The organism is Pseudomonas corni, assembly GCF_057128765.1.
In genome coordinates this window covers 35,085-53,717 of record NZ_JBSKHW010000024.1, presented here as the reverse complement: position 1 = coordinate 53,717, position 18,633 = coordinate 35,085, and the positions used below count along the sequence as shown (strand labels likewise).

Genomic DNA, 18,633 nt, shown 5'->3' with positions numbered 1-18,633 from the left:
GTCAGTTCTGCCGCCTCGCGAACAAGTTCGCTCCTACAGTGGGCATGAGGTGCTGATCTGTAGGAGCCAACTTGTTGGCGAGCGGGTTTTCCGGTGGGTCAGTTCTGCCGCCTCGCGAACAAGTTCGCTCCTACAGTGGGCATGAGGTGCTGATCTGTAGGAGCCAACTTGTTGGCGAGCGGGTGTTGCGGTGTGTCAGTTCTGCCGCCTCGCGAACAAGTTCGCTCCTACAGGGGCAAACCGAAACCAGCGATCACAGCGTCGCCCAGAAGTCTTCGGCAAAATCACTCAAGGCAGCGTTGGGCCGAAACAGGCGTATCTCCACAGGAATGTCCCAGAGTTCATCCAGCGCGCGAACCAATCTGCCGTCGGCGATTTCCGAGGCCGCCAGGGTGTGTGGCATCCAGGCAAAACCCTTGCCCTGTTGCGCCATCGAGAGCAACACCGCCGCCAGATGCGAGCTGAATACGGTGTGCAGGGCAGGGGCTTTGGATTCTTTTTGCAGCCGGGCCGAGACGATACGTCCCAAGCCTGATTCGGCGGTGTAGGCCAGGTGATCCAAGGCGGCACTTGGCCCTGGTATTTGTGCGTCAGGCCCGCGCAATGGCACCAACAGATCGCTCCCCACGACCCGTGACTGAAACTGATCGGCAGCAAAACGCGGCGGCACATCCGGGTGCTGGTGACACAGCAAAAACTGCACCTCGCCGTTGAGCAGCATCTGCTCGCAGACCTTCATGTTGTCCGACAGCAGCCGAACCGCCTCGATAGGCCCTGCGCGTTCGGCGGCGCGTACCCAGCCCGGAAAGAAGGTAAATGACAACGAATGAGTCGCCGCAAAGTGCAGGGTGCGCGCCTGTTTGCCCGCGACTTCCCGCGCTTCCTGACGCATTTGATACAGGCGCCGGGTCATGTCCCGCGCGTTGTCGAGCATGTGACGACCGGCATCGGTCAGGCTCGCACCCTGGGTAGTGCGCTCGAACAGATCGACGCCCACCCACGTCTCCAATGCCCGAATCCTGCGGCTGAACGCCGGTTGCGTGACGTGGCGCAACTCAGCGGCGCGGGAAAAGTTACCGCTTTCTGCCAGCGCATTGAAGTCTTCCAGCCAGAGCAATTCCATCGTGATGCCGTCCGCGCATTGGGTGCCGCGTTTTTAGCATTGGCCGCGTTCCAAGGTCCAGCCCTAGAGTGGTGCCACACGAATACGGGGTGAACCGCCGCCGTGATCAAAAACAACAATCAGCGCCACAGGAGTCATCCATGCGTATCGTCGACATCCGCGAGAAAACCGTTTCCATCGCCTCGCCGATTGCCAATGCCTACATCGATTTTTCCAAGATGACTTGCTCAGTCGTCGCCGTGATCACTGACGTAATCCGCGATGGCAAACCGGTGATTGGCTACGGTTTCAACTCCAACGGTCGTTATGGACAGGGCGCCCTGATGCGCGACCGGTTTCTCGCGCGCGTGCTGGAAGCGGATCCCGAAACCCTGATCGATCATGAAAACAACAACCTCGACCCGTTCGCCATCTGGAAAGCCCTGATGACCAACGAGAAGCCGGGCGGTCATGGTGAGCGCTCGGTTGCCGTGGGTACCATCGACATGGCGGTGTGGGACGCGGTCGCGAAGATCGAAGGCAAACCGCTGTATCGTCTGCTGGCCGATCGTTATCGCGATGGTGTGGCTGACGACAAGGTCTGGGTTTATGCGGCGGGCGGTTATTACTACCCCGGCAAGGACCAGACCAAGCTCAAGGCAGAAATGCAGAGCTATCTGGATCGTGGCTACGACGTGGTCAAGATGAAGATCGGCGCCGTGCCACTGGACGAGGACCTGCGCCGTATCGAAGCGGTGCTGGAAGTGGTCGGCGACGGTCAGCGCCTGGCGGTGGACGCCAATGGTCGTTTCGATCTCAAAACCTCGATTGCCTATGCCGAAGCGATCAAACCGTACAACCTGTTCTGGTACGAAGAGGCGGGCGATCCGCTGGATTACGCGCTGCAGGCTGAGCTGGCCAATCACTACGATTTGCCGATGGCCACCGGCGAAAACCTGTTTTCCCATCAAGACGCGCGAAACCTCATACGCCACGGCGGCATGCGTCCGGATCGCGATTTCCTGCAATTCGACTGCGCGTTGTCCTACGGGTTGGTGGAATACCTGCGCACGCTGGACGTGATGAAAGAACTGGGGTGGTCAACGCGCCGCGTGGTGCCCCACGGCGGTCACCAGATGTCGCTGAACATTGCCGCCGGTTTGCATCTTGGTGGTAATGAATCCTACCCGGACGTGTTCCAGCCGTTTGGCGGGTTCGCTGACGGGATCAAGGTCGAGAACAGCTACGTTGGCTTGCCGGACATTCCGGGCGTCGGCTTCGAAGCCAAATCCGCCCTGTATGCCGTCATGCGCGAGTTGGGGGAGGGCGCATAAGCCCAACGCCACCCCGTGTAGGAGCGCGCTTGCCCGCGATTGCAGTGTGTCTGTGTCGAATTTTACTGCCTGACACACCGTAATCGCGGGCAAGCGCGCTCCTACAAAGGGAGCGAGCGTGCTGCGCAGATATGGATTAGACGCCGAACCGGTAGGAGCGAACTTGTTCGCGAGGCGGCGTACCTGACCCACCCCGTCGACAGCCTCGCCAACAAGTTGGCTCCTACAGAGTGCGCGCACCGTTCATCCGCTTTTGCGCCAGGGCGGTCAGAATCTAATGCGATTTGTGCCGCGCCGCGACTCCGCTTCTGCCCGCAGGGCGTAGGAGCCTTGCTTGCAGGCGATGGGCTGGGGACCAGCCCCAAGGCAGTCATCTGGGTAGGTCAGGTAAACCGAATGCTCAGGTTTTGCTGCCGGTTCCCGGCAGATCGTCAGCAAGCTGGACTCCTACGGCCTCCGGCCAGAATCAAAAGCAATTTGTCACCCCAGGGATGTGGCCAGAATCAAAAGCATTCGTCACTCCAGGGATGTGGCCAGAATCAAATGCGATTTGTGCCGCGCCGCGATTCCGCTTCTGCCCGCAGGGCGTAGGAGCCTTGCTTGCAGGCGATGGGCTGGGGACCAGCCCCAGGGCAGTCATCTCGGTAGCTCAGATAAACCGAATGTTCAGGCTTTGCTGCCGGTTCCCGGCAGATCGTCAGCAAGCTGGACTCCTACGGCCTCCGGCCAGAATCAAAAGCAATTCGTCACCCCAGGGATGTGGCCAGAATCAAAAGCAATTCGTCACTCCAGGGATGTGGCCAGAATCAAAAGCAATTCGTCACTCCAGGGATGCGGCCAGAATCAAGAGCAATTCGTCACCACAGGGATGTGGCCAGAATCAAATGCGATTTGTCCCCACAGGATGCGGCCAGAATCACAAGCAAATCCGCTCTGCTATAGCCCGCGAGGTTTGGCCCGCTGTTGGAGAAACCCCAACAGCGTGCGGGCGGAGGCGGGGACGTTTTGATCGTCGAAGGTCACGCAAATACCGCTGCGCTCGTCTTCGATGGTGATCTCGTACTGCCGGGCGTCCCGCGTCTGTTCCGACACCCAGCGGTGAGATTTCACCAGCCCGCTTTCCTGCACCAGGCGCCTGAGTTGCTCAGCGTCTGGCGCTTCCAGGTCCGCGGTATTGACTTCGCAACCGCGAATCGCCCCGGCGAACCCGCCTGATTGCACGAAGCAGACTTTCATCGTTGCGCACCTCTTGGTGTTGATTGCCTGTGGCTCAAACCGTGATGCCGACGTTCTTCCACGCTGCTTTCACTGCGCGTTTTGCGGCAGCGCCATAGCTGGCGTTACCTGCCACTTGTACGCTGATCCGTGCGCAGTCGGCAAACTCGCTGTCGCTGTCGCTGTGCAGCTGCAATAGCGTTTCATACCAGATCCTGCCGGCCACCTCCCACGCATTCCCGCCCAAGGCCAGTGCGGTCAGCACGAAGGCGCGGTTGGGAATGCCCGAGTTGATGTGCACGCCGCCGTTGTCCTTCGGCCCTACGTACAAGTCCTTCATGGTCGCCGGTTGTGGATCGTCGCCCAGATCCGGGTCATCCCTGTAGGCGGTGCCGGGGTGCTGCATATCGCGAATGCCCCGACGGGTCGGCGCGGGCACCAGCAGTTCCTTGCCGATCACCCAGTCCGCTTGTTCAACGCTGATGCCTTCTTTCCATTGCCTTACGAGAATCCCGAACACGTCAGCGAAATGTTCGTTCAGTGCCCCGGACTGGCCCTGATAGGTCAGGTTGCTGGTGAACGATTGCACGCCATGGGTCAACTCATGACCGATGACTTCTAGGCTACGGGTAAATCGCTGAAACACTACGCCATCCCCATCGCCATAAGCCATCTGTTGACCGTTCCAGAACGCGTTGTTCAGCGGTACGAAGGCGCCGCTGAAATCCACCTCGGCCACATGCACCGTGCTGACCAGGCTCATGCCTTTGTTGTCTAGCGAGTTGCGGTGAAACAATTGCTCATAGAAATCATAGACGTCGCCAGCACCGTCATACGCTTCGTCAATGGCCTCATCGCCATGACTTTTTTGCCCTTCGCTGCGCACCAATGAGCCGGGGAGGGTGTTGGTGCCTTTGGCGTCATAGACCAGCCGATGCTTCTTGCCGTCGGGTGATTTGTTGGCCATCAGACTCGGCATAGCCTGGGCAGAGGCACGCAGGGCGCGGAACGTAGAGCCGGTTGAGAGGTTGGCGATGGCCAGCGCGCGGACTTGTTGATGAGGCGATTGCGCCAGGTGTTCCATGATGTAAGGCGGGATGAAGCACTGCAGTGGATGACGAGTGCACATGATCGTTCTCCCTGAATGGCATCGGATGTCGTCTGTCATTGGTTTGGGCAGCGCAACAGGCGTCGGTGTTCCTTCGGGTGGTAGACTCCCGCCACTTCAGACGAGGAGCTAAGACGTGCGCAAGATGGTCATGATAGTCGCTGTAATGATGCTGGCAGGTTGCGACGGCGGTAAGCCGGCCGAGCCTGCGAAAGTCTCCAGCCAGCCGCCCGCTGCACAGGCAGCGCCGAGCGCAACACCGCAATGGACCATTCAGGTCAATTTGAAAGAAGCGTTGAGCGACATGGCTTATTGGCTGGTCGAGCACCACTACCCCTCGTACGTGGTCAAGATCGACGGCAAGGAAACCATCATGATCGGCCCGTTCAAGTCCCAGGCCGATGCTGAAAAAGCCAAGACCGACATCGATGCGGCCATGGCCAAGGCTCACCGTTGGTCGCAGCTGGAAATCATCGCGCCCAAGGCCTGACGGGTTGCGCGGGTGCTGACAGCGATGTCGCGCGACACTTGAGCCCGGTTGTGCCACCCTCGATTCACGTACCGAATCATCGTGTGCGTGAATGAGGAAATCGCCGTTATGGACGAGATTCAACGCCTGGGCGAATTGTTGATCGCCAATCAACGCCACGAACAAGAAAAGCACGAGCGCTTTCACGCCGACATCGCGCGCTGGGGAGCCAGCATTCTGGCGTTGTACGGGCAAATCGAGCAGTGGCTCAAGCCGCTGGTTGACGCAGGCCATATCCGTATGGAATTCGAACCTCACCTTGCGCAAAGCAAGGGCTATCCCGACGAGCACTCACCTTTCCACACTCAACGCATGACGCTGACGATCATCAATCGACAGGTGATTTTCGTGCCGGAGGCCATGGGTAATCGAGGGATTGTGTCGGTAGATGTGAGCGGGCTGAGCTTGCACGGGCAAGAGCAGTTCACCCTGAGTCAGGCGCCGGGCGCAACTGACTGGTTGCTCAAGAAGCGAACCGGTGTGAAGGAGCAGGAGCCCCAGGTGTTGACGGCAGACTATCTGGCGCGGCAGCTGCAAAGCCTGGTGCCGCAGGTTTAACGGGCCTTACTTGTAGGAGCGCGCTTGCCCGCGATGGGGCTGTGTCAGCCAACCGATAAGCTGCAGACACACCGCAATCGCGGGCAAGCGCGCTCCTACAGGGCAGGGCTTACTTACGACCCAGCAACAAACCCACTACCAGACCAAAACCTGCGGAGACTGCAACGGTCTGCCATGGATGACCACCGATGTACGTTTCAGTGGCTTCAACGGCTGGTTTGGTTTTTTCACGCACGCTGCTCAGCGATTCCACAGCTTGCTTAAGCTTGAGGCTCAGCTGCGCGCGGACGGTTTCAGCTTCCTCGCCGACGAGGGCGGCACTGTCTTTCAACAGTTTGTCGGACTCTTCAATAAGAGACGCCAATTCGCTGAATGCCTGATCTTTGATCTGTTCGGCGGCGGTTTGGGCAGCAGTTTTACGAGCCATGGTTATTTCCTTTCTGTTGATAACGGCAGTGAGCAATGGAGTCACGGGACTTCGGAAAAGTTGCAGTAGCGCGTGGGACATATCGCAAAAAGAGCGACGAATGTCGAGGGAAGACACCCTCGGCGGGTGTAAGATGCTGTCGTTTTTCGGCTCACGGGCCGTGTGTTCAGCGAACTGTCGTGCCTGTCATCAGCGCGCGACAAGAGTGCGATAAGAGGTAAATGTCATGAGCTTCAATCTGGCCAACAAGCCCCTTCAGGAGCGCGCCGCGCTCGAAGATGAAAAATCCCGGCTGTTCGATTTGTGGCAGAGCAACCTGGGTAAAGCCAAAGGCGACGCTGCGCGCCTGATGGGTGAACGTCCCAAGCGCAAGGGCAAATGGTCGGAATGGGTGCGCTCGGAGCTGGACGCCATGTCGCCCCCGGAATACGCCAACATGGTGCGCAGTGAAGTCAATCGCCTGATGGCGGCCGCACGCTGAGGTTGAAGCCGGCTCAATCATAGCCGGTCTGCCCCGTTACCAATCACCGTTCACCTGCCGTGGCAGGCTCAACGTGCCGCTGTCGCTGAAGCGCATGGTGCCGAACAAGCCGCCCGCCAACTTCCCGTTCAATTCATAAGGCAGGTTGTCCAGACTCTGGGTTTCGCTCAAACCTACCGCCTGACGCAAAGCGGCAAAGGCTGAGACTGTCACCGGCACCGTGATGATGCCTTCCGAAAAACGTCCGATGGTGCCGCTTTGATCGCTGACGCCAGAGGCCAGCAGCTTGCCGTTGACGTCCAGGTTCAGCGCTACGCCGTTGTACTGGATGTCGTTTTCGTTGGGGTTCTGCAGGCGCAGTTTCACCGCGAAACGGATTTCCAGACCTTGCCCTTGCAGCGGTTCGATCCCCACCACGTTGATGTTCAGCGGATCGCGATTGGGGAACAGCGCGCAGGCGCTCAATGCCAGAATCAGCAGGCCAGCGAGCAGGGTGCGAAGGGGACGAGCGAACATGGGTGAAACTCCAGAGTTATGACGCAGCGGGACGCAAGGTACGCCCGTGAACAATCCTGCGTATCCAACTGTGCGACCCCGGTACGATTCAGAGGTTCTGTTTCGACACAGGTGCTTGAGTTGTAGGAAAAGGCAGTGCAGATCACCAGAAAACGCTTCGCGGCTCGGTGTCCGACGCTTATTCTGTAAGCCGCTGAACGCCTCTTCCGGCTTTCGCTCTATATCGTAGCGCCTTTGGATTATCGAGGCGGGCGATACCCGGCGATGGATGTCCTTGGGGTCGACCAGCATGGCGCATTCGTTGAGAGCCAATCAATCGACGACAGGGAGGTTTCACCAGGGGCGTATAGACCATCCATGACCACTGCACACCATTTCCCATTGACTGACCAACAAATGACGCTGATCTCCCGAGCCCTCGCGGACCCACGGCGTTACCAGATTCTGATTCAGATCGCGGCTTCACCCGTTGCGATACCCTGCGCCGAACTGCTCAAGACCCATCCGGTGAGCGCGGCGACGATATCCCATCACACCAAAGAACTGGAACGCGCCGGATTGATTTCGACCATCCGGGATGGCAAATACGCCAGTTTTGCCATTCAGCGCGAGACTCTCCACGCCTACGCCCAGCAGCTGCTAACGCTCTAGAGCAAGCTTTACAGGCTGCCATCACCAGTCTTCCCGGAAAAGCGTCTTGACCGATAGGGGTATACGCCACTAAATTCGTCGGTCAGCAATTTCCCATCCCGCCTTGATCAAGGCGTACCCGGAGCACCTCATGTACCCAGACGTTCAGCTGTTCATCGATGGTCAATGGCGCGCCAGTGAAGACGGCCGCCGCATCCCCGTCATCAACCCGGCCACCGGGGAAACCCTCGGTAGCGTGGCCCATGCCGACATTGCGGACCTGGATCAGGCATTGGCAGCCTCGCAGCGGGGTTTTGAAGTCTGGCGCTCAACCCCTGCCTACGATCGCTACAAAATCATGCAGAAAGCCGCGAACCTGCTGCGTGAGCGCGCCGACAAGATCGCCAATATCATGACTCTGGAGCAGGGAAAGCCGCTGGCCGAGGCACGGATGGAAGTGATGTCTGGCGCCGATGTCATTGACTGGCTGGCTGAAGAGGGTCGTCGCGCCTACGGTCGTCTGGTGCCGTCACGCAATCCGTCGGTCGAGCAGAAAGTCATCAAGGAGCCGGTAGGTCCGGTGGCGGCTTTCACGCCGTGGAATTTCCCGATCAACCAAGTGGTGCGCAAACTGTCTTCTGCGCTGGCCGCCGGTTGCTCGATCATCATCAAGGCGCCGGAAGAAACCCCGGCTTCACCTGCCGAACTGATTCGTGCATTTGCCGATGCAGGTGTTCCTGCTGGCGTGATCGGTCTGGTGTACGGTGTCCCCGCGCAGATTTCCAACTACCTGATCGCGCACCCGATCATCAAGAAAGTCACCTTCACCGGTTCCACACCGGTGGGCAAACAACTGGCCGCGCTGGCTGGAACCCATATGAAACGCGCGACCATGGAATTGGGCGGTCATGCTCCGGCGCTGGTGTTCGACGACGCTGACATCGACCTCGCAGCACGTGTTTTGGCGCTGGCGAAATTCCGCAACGCCGGTCAGGTGTGCGTGTCGCCAACCCGTATCTTGGTGCAGCGCGGCGTGTTCGAAGCATTTGTTGAAAAATTTGTCGGTCTGACCCATGAAATCAAGGTCGGCAACGGTCTGGAGCAGGGCACCACCATGGGCCCGGTGGCCAATGATCGGCGTATTCCGGCGTTGGCGGCACTGGTCGAGGATGCTGTCGATTCCGGCGCCACGTTGCATACCGGCGGCAAGCCGATTGAAGGGCCTGGCTACTTCTTCGCGCCTACCGTGCTCAGCGGCCTGACCACTCAAATGCGCATCATGAACGAGGAGCCGTTTGGTCCGGTTGCATTGCTGGTGCCGTTCGACACTGTTGAAGATGCGGTGGTGGAGTCCAATCGCGTGCCGTTTGGGCTTGCGTCTTACGCGTTCACCACGTCGATGAAGACTGCGCAGATCCTCAGCAATCGTATCGAAGCGGGCATGCTCTCGATCAACCATCAGGGTATCGGACTCCCGGAAGTGCCGTTTGGCGGCATCAAGGATTCCGGTTACGGCTCAGAAGGCGGCACCGAGGCGATTGAGGCGTATCTGAATACCAAACTGGTGACGCAGTTCAATTTGTAAGGGTTGAGCGGTTTGTTGAGTTGAACTGACGCACATCCCGTGGGAGCGGACCTGTCCGCGAAGAGGTCGGTATATCTACCAGATACCTACCTCCTGAAACATCGCTTTCGCGAACAAGTTCGCTCCCACATTAGATCTGGGTCGCGGCGGATTCTTTGTTCCGGCGCACGCCCTGTGGGAGCCAACTTGTTGGCGAGAGATTTACGCGGCATGCCAGTAAACCCTCTGGCGAACAAGTTCGCTCCTGCAGGGTGTTACTAACTCAACAGATTACCCCGCGCCATCCCCGTCGCTGCGATCACGATGATCACCATCAACGCCGCTTCCATATGGCTGATGCGAGCGAAGCGCCGGGCGCGGGAGGTGTCGATGGCGAGCTGTTTCTTGAATGCGATGCGCCATTTGATCAGCGCGACCATCGGCACTACCTCTAGAGCGAGGATGGCGACGAAGGCCGTGATCTTCAGATGGAACAGCGGTTGATGCAGGTAATAGAACGAGCCTTTTTCCAGGCCTCCGAAGGCGCGATACACCCCCGTAATCAGCAGGACTCCCGCCGAAATCCCCCAGATATTGTCCACCACAAACACGTCGCGAAAGGACCGGGCGTCGTCGGTACGCAATCGCCGCAATGCCCGTCCGCGCGCCAGCACGGCGGCCAACGCGAAACCAAAAGCCAACAAATGCAACGCGGCCAGCACCCATTTGAAAAGCATGGTTCATATCCCCCGAGGGTTTATATAAGCAAGCACCAACAGCACTAGCTTAGCGGGTCGCTGGGGATATGCCGGGCGACGTTGGGCGGTGGCGAGCCGCCATTTAGGGCGCTTAGCGCTTGGGGCGGTTTCGCTTGTTGCGCTCAAACATAAACTCAAAGCAAAACAAAAGAATGCCAAGCAGCGCAATGCAAGCAATCACAATCATGCCGATCACTGAGTTGTCCACGATAAAGTCCAAAAGTAGGCCCGCAGGCAGAAGTTATATTGAGCCGACAATGCACGACTGCCTGCAATGATCACAACGCATTCTTTACGCATGGCGGAGATTGTTTGACGTTATTCATACGAAGTTGCTGACGCGCGATAGATGATCAGTGCTGCCCGAAGTTTGTCGGCGCCAAAACAACTCATGGCGGCGAACTCGCGGTGGCTCACCGGCATGTACTGGCAATCAAGTGGTTGACGCTGTAAGCCGTGATCGACATCCGGGTCGTGCAAGTAAACGAAGTCATCGTCGGCGTCGGTCACCAGCACCCAATGTGGTGCTTTGGAGTGTGTCAGGCGGTAGCTGCTGATCAGCACCAACGCCAGCGCTCGTTCGGCTTTTACGTCGGCCAGGTTCAATGGACCATTGGGCAACTGCTTGATGGCGCTGGCATCCAGCTCGCGGCTGAAGATTTCATGCACCAGACGCATGACCTGTTTTTTCTCCTCGCTGCGCACCCCGGCCAGGAACAGAGGTCCGGACACCGAGACTTGCAACGCCACTTCAAAGCCACGGCGTGAAGCGGCTAGTGCCAGGCCCTGCGGGCTGCAACCGCCGTGTCCGGAGGTCATGAACACGGTCGTTGCCTCGCGCCAGATCTGCAGTTCCTCATCGCGGCCCATGGCCCGCGCGGGCTGCAGAGCTTTCATCGCCATCAATAGGCAGGCTGGGCCACAAGTGAAATCAAGAGTCTGCCGGTAATAGGGAATCCGCTGGTTGCTTCGTGAAGCATGCTCGCGAATGCGTTTTTCGTAGCGCAGCGCCGGGGTGTGATCTTCGTAGTAGTCGTCGACCCGATCAAACAGTCGATAACCCTGGCGCTGGTAAAGCGCGATAGCGGGCGCGTTGTCGGGGCGTACTTCCAGGCGTAAATACGCGCAGTCGCGCGCCAGTGCCTGCTGCTCGGCGCGCACCAGCAACTGTTTGCCCAGGCCCTGCCCACGAGCCTCATCGGCAATCGCCAAAGAGTAGAGACGCCCCAAAGACGTGCCGCGATGAAACAGCACTAGCGCGTAGCCCAGCAAATGGCCCTGCCCCTGGGCCACGATCAGGCTGGCGTTGGCGCGGCTGACCATCCACTGGAAGTTACGACTATTAAGCCGGTCAGTTTCAAAACATTGATTCTCAAGTGCCAACAGTTCATCAACATCGGCGGGCTGCGCAGTGCGATATATAAAGTTCATCTCGGCGACCGTAAAGAGTGAGTAACGAAACGGGACATTTCTACAAAGCCATGTTTTATAGAAAGGACTTGTTTCCCGAAGGATCACGACTCATGAATGCGGTGCCGGTTAAGATGGATGAAGTATCAACACAACCAGGACGTTCGGCAAACTTAAATATTGAATCGCTGCGGCCACTCCCGTCGCAAAGAGTATCCACGCAAAGTCAGTTGGTGATCGTGGTTGAGCGACTGGAAGACTGGGCTTCGTATTTACCCAGCGAATCGCTGATCAGCGCTCAGGATTATCTGGAGAAACCGCTTGAGGGCTCAGGTGGCAAGCGCGTGCAAGTGATCAATCTGTGCCGCAGTTATCGCTACCTCGGCCATGGCTATTACTGTTCGCTGCTGGCCGAAGCGCGGGGGCACAACGTCATCCCTTCGGTGAAGACCATCAGCGAACTGACTCGAAAATCGCTGTACGGCCTGGCGCTGGATGATCTCGACAAATGCCTTGAACATGCCTTGCGCGACCATCCCTACGACGAAACCGAGGGTTTTACCCTGACGTTGCATTTCGGCCAGACGGATTTGCAGCCGTTGCAGGATCTGGCGCGACAGCTATTCGAAGCTTTTGCCGCGCCGATTTTGCTGGTGGAATTTCGCAAGCGCGACACCTGGCGCATCGAAGGGGTCAAGACCGGCGCGCTGACGCGTCTGCGCGATCACCAGCAGGATCAGTTCGCTGAATCCCTTGATCGATTCAGCCGCAAGATCTGGCGTCAGCCCCGGTCGCGCCGCACCTTTCGCTACAATATGGCGATCCTCCACGATCCGCAGGAAGCGCTGCCGCCCTCCAATGTCAAAGCGCTGGAAAATTTCATCCGCGTCGGCCTGCGCATGGGGGTGGATGTGGAGCTGATCGAGAAGAAAGATTACTCGCGGCTGGCCGAATATGACGCACTGCTGATTCGTGAAACCACCAGCGTCGACAACCACACTTATCGCTTCGCCAAGAAAGCCGAAAGCGAAGGGCTGGTGGTGATGGACGATCCGGCATCGATCCTGCGCTGTACCAACAAGGTTTACCTGACCGACCTGCTCAAGAGCCACGGCCTGGGGATGCCTGCGACCGAAATCCTGTACAAGGACCGCCCCGAGGACCTTGAGCACGTGGCCAAGCGTCTGGGCTTTCCGCTGGTGCTGAAAATCCCTGACGGCTGTTTTTCCAAAGGTGTGATCAAGGTGCATAACGCGCAGGATTTGCAGGTTGCCTCGCGCGAGTTGTTCGAGCATTCGGTCTTGCTGTTGGCCCAGGAGTTTCTCTACACCGAGTACGACTGGCGCATCGGCGTGCTCAATCGCAAGCCGGTTTTCGCCTGTCAGTACTTCATGTCCAAGGGCCACTGGCAGATCTACAACCACAAGGCCCAGGGCGCTGAGATCAACGGTGAGTGCCGAACCCTGGCAGTTCACGATGCGCCCCGAGCGGTAGTGGAGCTGGCCGTGAAGACTGCCAATCTGATCGGCGACGGCCTGTATGGCGTCGACCTCAAGCAATCGGGAGATCGGGTGGTGGTGATTGAGGTCAATGACAACCCCAATCTCGACGCCGGGATCGAGGACGCCTGGTTGCAGGACGATTTGTACGAGCTGGTGCTGGAGGAATTCATCCGCAGGTTGGATATCAAGCGTCGCGGCCAGGCGTGGTGACGCCATGATTCAGGGGCATCGCCTGCATGAGGGGCGGCTGCTTGCGTGCACGGAGCAAGAGGCCAGCGTGTTGTGGTTCAGCGAACCGAACCCTGATGAAAAAACTGTGCTGCTTGAGCGCTTTCATCTGGACGATCACGCATTGGCGTCGGCGCTGGACCCGGACGAAGTATCGCGCATCGAGTTTCATCCCAATGCGTTGTTTCTGATATGGAAGCGCCCTGAAAACTACTCGGGGCAGGACAGCTTCTCGTTCGATGTCTCATCGTTTGGCCTGTTGCTGACGCAGAACCAGATGGTGTTGCTGTGCCCAGACGACAAACAGCTGGCAGGTCTGGGGCAGCATCGACCGATGACTCAGCCGCTGGACGTATTGCTGGAGCTGCTGTTCAACAACATTCATCACTATCTTGGCCATCTGAAGGTGATCAAGATGATCGCCCGCGAGCTGCAACAGCAGTTCAATGCCTCGATGGACAGTCGTCACCTGGTGCAGATGTTCAACTTGAGCGAAAGTCTGGTGTATTACATCAACGCGATCGACAGCAACGGCTCGGTGCTGACCCGTCTGCGCAACCACGCCCATAAAAATCAGTACGGCGCTGACAGCCTGGCGTTGATCGAAGACATGATCATCGAGAATGAGCAGTGCCACAAACAGGCGCAGATCTACTCCACGGTGTTCGCCAGTCTCATGGATGCGCGGGGTAATCTGGTGAACAACAACACCAATAACCTATTGCGCAAACTGACGCTGATCAATGTGGTGTTTCTGCCGCTTAACCTGCTGGCGGGAATCGGCGGGATGTCGGAGTTCAGCATGATGACCACGCCGATACCTTGGTGGATCAGCTACCCGGCGCTGCTGCTGGGCATGGCCGGGCTGGGGGTGGCGATGGTGCTGGGGCTCAAGCGGATGGCGCGGGCAAGCGGCTGAGCATTTCACCCCATCTTGTGGGGGGAGCCGGGTGGGAGGGAGCTTGCTCGCGATAGGTTTTCAGCCGACAGTTTGCGTTGACTGATTCACCTCAATTGCGAGCAAGCTCCCTTCCAGATGAAATCCCTTTCGTTGGGTGCAGATCAGCATCAGGCGCATCAATCCGACGCCTGCAAGCCTTTCTGCCTCATCACCAGATTCTTGTCTTTCTTGTACTGCAGCGCGACTTCTGGGGCCGGACCGCTTTTGCCGGTTTCCATCCACAAACGCATGCGGCTGGCGTCGGCGAAGTGGGTGAACTTGCCGAACGCGTCCAGAATAACCACCGACACCGGACGATTGGCCATGCTGGTCAGCAATACCAGACAGTGACCGGCCTGGTTGGTGAAGCCGGTTTTGGTCAGCTTGATGTCCCAGTTGGACTTGCGCACAAGGTGGTCGGTGTTACTGAAGCCCAATACATAAGTGGGCTTACGGAAGGTGACGGTTTTTTCCGGCGTGGTGCTCAGCTCGCTGAGCATCGGATAGTTGCGCGCGGCCAGTGCCAGTTTGGTCAGGTCACGGGCAGTGGACACGTTGAACACCGACAATCCGGTCGGCTCCATATACACGGTATGCGCCATGCCCAGCGACTTGGCCTTGGCGTTCATCGCCCGGATGAACGCCGGATAGCCGCCCGGATAACTGTGGGCCAGGCTTGCGGCCGCGCGGTTCTCCGAAGACATCAACGTGATCAGCAGCATGTCGTGGCGATTGAGTTCGCTGCCCAGTTTGACCCGGGAGAACACGCCTTTCATTTCGGCGGTCTGGGAGATGTCGACCTTGATCATCTCGTCCATCGGCAACTTGGCGTCCAGGGTGACCATGGCGGTCATCAACTTGGTCACTGAGGCGATTGGCACGATCACATCCGGGTTGCTGGAGTAGAGCACCTGGCCGGTGCGCAAGTCGGTGATCATGGCACTGCCGGACGCCAGATGAAGTTGCGATGGGTCGCGGTTAAAGGCAGAAGGTTCGTTCGCAAGGGCACTGGTGGAAAGTGCGGCGCCTGTAAATGCAAATAATAGGCTTATTAGAGATACGCGAATTTTCAAGAGCAAAGCTCACTTATAGGTGGAGTACGCTGCAAAGCGCGGGTTGTTCAGAACTTTTAATATTTGTGCATTTTAGGAGCATGCTTCAGACGATGTCGATGGGGTTTGTAGGAGGTTTCGTTAATAAAGGTAGGAAGAATCAAGTGTCGACAGTATCCAGACAGCATTCTTCTGATTGCCAGTCGCTGTCGATATTCATGGAAGTCCATGCGGCCAGCTATTAGCATTCGTCGCCATCGAATGCTTAACGCCAAATTGTCCAGGAGTCGCGCAATGCTCAAGGGTTTTATCAGCAAGGAATACGCCGCACTGGTGTTCGTCGCCGTCGTGGTTGCAGTGCTCTTGCTGGCCGCCGGTTTTCTCGCAAGGCCCGCTGATTGGGCGGGCTGGATTCAGGCGATTGGCTTGATCGTCGGCCTGATGATGGCGGTGGCCGTCCCGGCGATCCAGAATGCTCAGAACCAGGCCGCGCAGCAAAAACTGATCCGCGACCGCGAAACCGGCTACGCCCGGCGTATCCAATACCTGTGCGGCGAGCTGAACGAGACGCTGGCCAAAGTCATGATCAATATGGTGCATCTGCGCGCCGCCGACCGCCATCGCCTGCAACGCACTTTGGAAGATTACCTGCACCGTCTGTTTGAATCCCACAAGCTGGATCAGAACGACGATCGCATTGTCATTGCCCATGAGCTGCGGCTGGTCGCCAACGACCTGGCGGACGAAATGGAAAGCGGCCGCTCGGACCGAGTAGTGCTCATGGCACTGGAAAAGCGCCTGCAAAAACTCGCACATCGCTGTCAGGTGAATGCAACTCTGGCCGAGCGCGTTTGAAGCAAACCCTGAATGTCGGGCAAAAAAAAGCCCGCTTCGGGGGAGGCGGGCTAAAGGGAAGTGCGGAGCAACGCACGATTTCAGGGAAGAGCAAATTCGGAGTTAGCTATTGAGCTGGCGGGTGAGCAAGCGCTGTGACATGGCTTTCGCGTCGGGCAAGGAAGCCAGTGGGCCGCTGACCGGCTCACCGTTGTGAACCAGATACCAGCAGGCGAGCAAACCCTGTTCTCTCAACTGAGCGGGAACTGCGCTGCCGACTACCGACATGATTTGAACTTGATTCATAAGTGCCTCCATCAATCTATGGCGCTACTTTACGGCGCTGTTGCCGCGAGCAGAAATCACTGCTCTCGATAGTCGTCATTGATGGATGGAGGGTTGGTGTTCATCTGCCGTTCAGTTTTCGACGCGTCTAGTCGACGACCTGATCAAGCATCGCGACCACTTCATGCTCGGTGAGCAAACCTTTATCGACCAGATTCTGCGCCAGTAACGATACGAACTTGGCGGCCCGGTGGCCTTCCAGACTCTTGAGTTCAGTCAGCACGTTGTAGACCTTGCTGGAGGTACACAAACCTGTGGCGCGATGTGGATTCTGCGTGGGCATGGCGGGCGTCCCCGTTCTTATTAATTGAAATTGAAGGTCAAGGCAGGGCGCAAAGGGCGCAGTTACAACTAGGGTGAACTCTTGAACATCGTGCAGCTGTTCTGTAGACGACCTTGGATGTTCTGGTTGCACTTGCTGAAGCCGCTTTTTCTGTTATTGCCGTGCTTCAAACAACAACCCCGCCGGGCAGGCGGGGTTGGGTAGTGGCGACTATCGGTCAGAAGATACTGACACTGACGCGATCCTTACCAGCGGCCTGGACCGCCGCCACCTTGGTAATAACCATGGGGAGGGCCGTAGTAACCACGGGGCGGGCCATAGTAACGAGGCGGGCCGTAATAGACTGGCTGTTGAACCACGTACGCGGGCTGGTAATAAACCGGCGGTGGTGGCGGTGCATAGTAAACTGGTGCTGGCGCGTATACCGGCTGTTGTTGCACGTAAACGGTCCTTGGACCCGAGTTGGCAACCGCTGCGCCTACAACGCCACCGACCACTGCACCTACAACCGCCGCTCCACCCCAGCCTGGGCCGCCGCCACCGCCGTGGGCTTGAGCTTGGCCTGCAAGGGCCAGGGCACCTAACAACAAGGCAACCTTGGGAATGTGACGAATCATGACTGTTCCTCGGTGTTCAGTCCCGTTGTCGCGAGCCTGCGTTACGCTCAGGTTCTGCCACGGGATAACTGATCAGACAGCGACTTTTTGAAAATCTGCGCAGCCGCTGCGTAAATTTTGTGTAAGGTATTTGGCGCTCATTAATGACAACTCATCCGCTGTTCAAGCGGGTAGCTGATATTACGCCTTTATCCCGATGTATATCTAATACCGTTCAGGAGATTTCAATGCCCGTCACTGCAAGCAAAGAGACCTTGTTGTGCATGTCCCTCGCCGGACGCCCCGGCAACTTTGGCGTGCGCTTTCATAACCATCTCTATGAGCAACTGGGTCTGAACTTCTATTACAAAGCCTTTTCTCCTGCCGACTTGCCGGCCGCCATTGCCGGGATGCGCTCGCTGGGTATTCGCGGTTGTGGTGTGTCGATGCCGTTTAAAGAGGCATGCATTGCGTTGATCGATGAAATGGACGCGTCCGCCGCTGCAATCGAATCGATCAATACCGTCGTCAACACTGACGGACATCTCAAGGCCTATAACACCGATTACATCGCCGTGGCGCAGTTGGTGGACACCCATGCATTGCCGCGCACCCGCTTTGCCTTGCGCGGTAGCGGCGGCATGGCAAAAGCCGTCGCGTTTGCGCTGCGTGATGCAGGTTTTACAGATGGCTTGATCGTGGCCCGCAACGAAGCCGCAGGACGTGCGCTGGCAACCAGCGCAGGTTTTGAGTGGCAGCCTGAACTGGGTACCGAGCAGGTGCCGTTGTTGGTCAACGTCACGCCGTTGGGGATGATTGGCGCGCAGGCTGACCAATTGGCGTTCGACAAGACAGCCATCGAGGCAGCCGACACGGCGTTCGACGTCGTCGCCACCCCGGCACGCACCCCGTTTATCGTGCAGGCTGAAGCCTTGGGCAAGCGCGTGATAACAGGGGATCAGGTTGCGGCGATTCAGGCTCTGGAGCAGTTCATTTTGTACACCGGCGTGACGCCGACCGATGAGCAGTATCAAGCAGCGGCGGCGTTCGCGCGGGGCGACTGACGGCGTTGATCTGTAGGAGCGCGCTTGCCCGCGAAGGCGTTTCATCGGGTGCTGAAGATATTTGGACTGGCAGGGCACCTTCGCGGACAGGTCCGCTCCCACGGGAATCTCGGGCGTCTTCTATATTGGGGCAGGCGCAAAATCTGTAGGAGCGAAC

At 58.0% G+C, this 18,633-nt stretch carries 21 protein-coding genes; 10 read left to right on the top strand and 11 right to left on the bottom strand.

Going from position 1 to position 18,633, the window contains the following annotated elements; translation table 11 throughout:
* Positions 1 to 253 precede the first annotated feature (253 nt).
* Positions 254 to 1,123: a LysR family transcriptional regulator gene (locus ACWKV9_RS26975; RefSeq protein WP_483839161.1), complete on the bottom strand. Its 870-nt coding sequence runs from the start codon at positions 1,121 to 1,123 to the stop codon at positions 254 to 256.
* Between the two features lie 140 nt (positions 1,124 to 1,263).
* On the opposite strand from ACWKV9_RS26975, the gene ACWKV9_RS26970 reads away from it, so the two are divergent.
* Positions 1,264 to 2,436: a mandelate racemase/muconate lactonizing enzyme family protein gene (locus ACWKV9_RS26970; protein ID WP_483839160.1), complete on the top strand. Its 1,173-nt coding sequence runs from the start codon at positions 1,264 to 1,266 to the stop codon at positions 2,434 to 2,436.
* A gap of 936 nt (positions 2,437 to 3,372) precedes the next feature.
* Here the strand turns inward: ACWKV9_RS26970 and ACWKV9_RS26965 are convergent.
* Both ACWKV9_RS26965 and ACWKV9_RS26960 read right to left on the bottom strand, forming a co-directional pair.
* On the bottom strand, positions 3,373 to 3,672 hold the full coding sequence (locus ACWKV9_RS26965; protein ID WP_483839159.1) for a protealysin inhibitor emfourin: 300 nt from the start codon (positions 3,670 to 3,672) through the stop codon (positions 3,373 to 3,375).
* A gap of 34 nt (positions 3,673 to 3,706) precedes the next feature.
* A complete protein-coding gene (locus ACWKV9_RS26960) occupies positions 3,707 to 4,780 on the bottom strand; it encodes a M4 family metallopeptidase (protein WP_483839158.1) in 1,074 nt (357 codons plus the stop codon).
* Positions 4,781 to 4,895: 115 nt separating this feature from the next.
* Here ACWKV9_RS26960 and ACWKV9_RS26955 point away from each other — a divergent pair, with 115 nt between their 5' ends.
* On the top strand, positions 4,896 to 5,249 hold the full coding sequence (locus ACWKV9_RS26955) for an SPOR domain-containing protein (RefSeq protein WP_483839157.1): 354 nt from the start codon (positions 4,896 to 4,898) through the stop codon (positions 5,247 to 5,249).
* A 108-nt stretch (positions 5,250 to 5,357) separates the two neighbouring features.
* Positions 5,358 to 5,846: a hypothetical protein gene (locus ACWKV9_RS26950; RefSeq protein ID WP_483839156.1), complete on the top strand. Its 489-nt coding sequence runs from the start codon at positions 5,358 to 5,360 to the stop codon at positions 5,844 to 5,846.
* Between the two features lie 109 nt (positions 5,847 to 5,955).
* On the opposite strand, the gene ACWKV9_RS26945 is transcribed toward ACWKV9_RS26950, so the two are convergent.
* Positions 5,956 to 6,273 carry an ElaB/YgaM/YqjD family protein gene (locus ACWKV9_RS26945; protein ID WP_483839155.1) on the bottom strand — a complete coding sequence of 106 codons (318 nt, stop codon included), beginning with the start codon at positions 6,271 to 6,273 and terminating at the stop codon, positions 5,956 to 5,958.
* Positions 6,274 to 6,499: 226 nt separating this feature from the next.
* Between ACWKV9_RS26945 and ACWKV9_RS26940 the strand changes: the two genes are divergently transcribed.
* The gene (locus ACWKV9_RS26940; protein WP_483839154.1) at positions 6,500 to 6,754 is read left to right on the top strand and encodes a hypothetical protein; all 255 of its coding nucleotides are present in this window, start codon (positions 6,500 to 6,502) and stop codon (positions 6,752 to 6,754) included.
* A gap of 36 nt (positions 6,755 to 6,790) precedes the next feature.
* On the opposite strand, the gene ACWKV9_RS26935 is transcribed toward ACWKV9_RS26940, so the two are convergent.
* Positions 6,791 to 7,270 carry an LEA/WHy family protein gene (locus tag ACWKV9_RS26935; protein WP_483839153.1) on the bottom strand — a complete coding sequence of 160 codons (480 nt, stop codon included), beginning with the start codon at positions 7,268 to 7,270 and terminating at the stop codon, positions 6,791 to 6,793.
* 357 nt (positions 7,271 to 7,627) lie between these two features.
* Here ACWKV9_RS26935 and ACWKV9_RS26930 point away from each other — a divergent pair, with 357 nt between their 5' ends.
* Positions 7,628 to 7,921, top strand: coding sequence for an ArsR/SmtB family transcription factor (locus ACWKV9_RS26930; protein ID WP_483839152.1), 294 nt, complete (start codon positions 7,628 to 7,630; stop codon positions 7,919 to 7,921).
* A gap of 130 nt (positions 7,922 to 8,051) precedes the next feature.
* Entirely contained in the window at positions 8,052 to 9,485 is a 1,434-nt protein-coding gene (locus ACWKV9_RS26925) for an NAD-dependent succinate-semialdehyde dehydrogenase (protein ID WP_483839151.1), read from the top strand.
* Positions 9,486 to 9,742: 257 nt separating this feature from the next.
* Here the strand turns inward: ACWKV9_RS26925 and ACWKV9_RS26920 are convergent, their stop codons facing one another.
* Positions 9,743 to 10,201, bottom strand: coding sequence for a DUF2214 family protein (locus ACWKV9_RS26920; protein WP_483839150.1), 459 nt, complete (start codon positions 10,199 to 10,201; stop codon positions 9,743 to 9,745).
* A gap of 339 nt (positions 10,202 to 10,540) precedes the next feature.
* Positions 10,541 to 11,653, bottom strand: a complete 1,113-nt coding sequence (locus ACWKV9_RS26915; protein WP_483839149.1) for a peptidase C39 family protein — start codon at positions 11,651 to 11,653, stop codon at positions 10,541 to 10,543.
* 92 nt (positions 11,654 to 11,745) lie between these two features.
* Between ACWKV9_RS26915 and ACWKV9_RS26910 the strand changes: the two genes are divergently transcribed.
* A complete protein-coding gene (locus ACWKV9_RS26910) occupies positions 11,746 to 13,344 on the top strand; it encodes a RimK family protein (RefSeq protein ID WP_483839148.1) in 1,599 nt (532 codons plus the stop codon).
* 4 nt (positions 13,345 to 13,348) lie between these two features.
* Positions 13,349 to 14,281, top strand: a complete 933-nt coding sequence (locus tag ACWKV9_RS26905) for a magnesium transporter CorA family protein (RefSeq protein ID WP_483839147.1) — start codon at positions 13,349 to 13,351, stop codon at positions 14,279 to 14,281.
* Positions 14,282 to 14,439: 158 nt separating this feature from the next.
* On the opposite strand, the gene pbpG is transcribed toward ACWKV9_RS26905, so the two are convergent.
* Positions 14,440 to 15,381, bottom strand: coding sequence for a D-alanyl-D-alanine endopeptidase (gene pbpG / locus ACWKV9_RS26900; protein WP_483839146.1), 942 nt, complete (start codon positions 15,379 to 15,381; stop codon positions 14,440 to 14,442).
* Positions 15,382 to 15,648: 267 nt separating this feature from the next.
* Here pbpG and ACWKV9_RS26895 point away from each other — a divergent pair, with 267 nt between their 5' ends.
* Positions 15,649 to 16,209 (top strand): hypothetical protein, encoded by a 561-nt coding sequence (locus ACWKV9_RS26895; RefSeq protein WP_483839145.1) that lies wholly within the window; start codon positions 15,649 to 15,651, stop codon positions 16,207 to 16,209.
* A gap of 102 nt (positions 16,210 to 16,311) precedes the next feature.
* On the opposite strand, the gene ACWKV9_RS26890 is transcribed toward ACWKV9_RS26895, so the two are convergent.
* The 3 genes from ACWKV9_RS26890 to ACWKV9_RS26880 all read right to left on the bottom strand — a co-directional run bounded on the left by ACWKV9_RS26890 (position 16,312) and on the right by ACWKV9_RS26880 (position 17,433).
* Positions 16,312 to 16,494: a hypothetical protein gene (locus tag ACWKV9_RS26890; protein ID WP_483839144.1), complete on the bottom strand. Its 183-nt coding sequence runs from the start codon at positions 16,492 to 16,494 to the stop codon at positions 16,312 to 16,314.
* A 127-nt stretch (positions 16,495 to 16,621) separates the two neighbouring features.
* The gene (locus ACWKV9_RS26885; RefSeq protein WP_483839143.1) at positions 16,622 to 16,816 is read right to left on the bottom strand and encodes a hypothetical protein; all 195 of its coding nucleotides are present in this window, start codon (positions 16,814 to 16,816) and stop codon (positions 16,622 to 16,624) included.
* Positions 16,817 to 17,061: 245 nt separating this feature from the next.
* Positions 17,062 to 17,433: a hypothetical protein gene (locus ACWKV9_RS26880; protein ID WP_483839142.1), complete on the bottom strand. Its 372-nt coding sequence runs from the start codon at positions 17,431 to 17,433 to the stop codon at positions 17,062 to 17,064.
* Positions 17,434 to 17,660: 227 nt separating this feature from the next.
* Between ACWKV9_RS26880 and ACWKV9_RS26875 the strand changes: the two genes are divergently transcribed.
* Entirely contained in the window at positions 17,661 to 18,476 is an 816-nt protein-coding gene (locus ACWKV9_RS26875) for a shikimate 5-dehydrogenase (RefSeq protein WP_483839141.1), read from the top strand.
* The last annotated feature ends 157 nt before the right edge of the window (positions 18,477 to 18,633 follow it).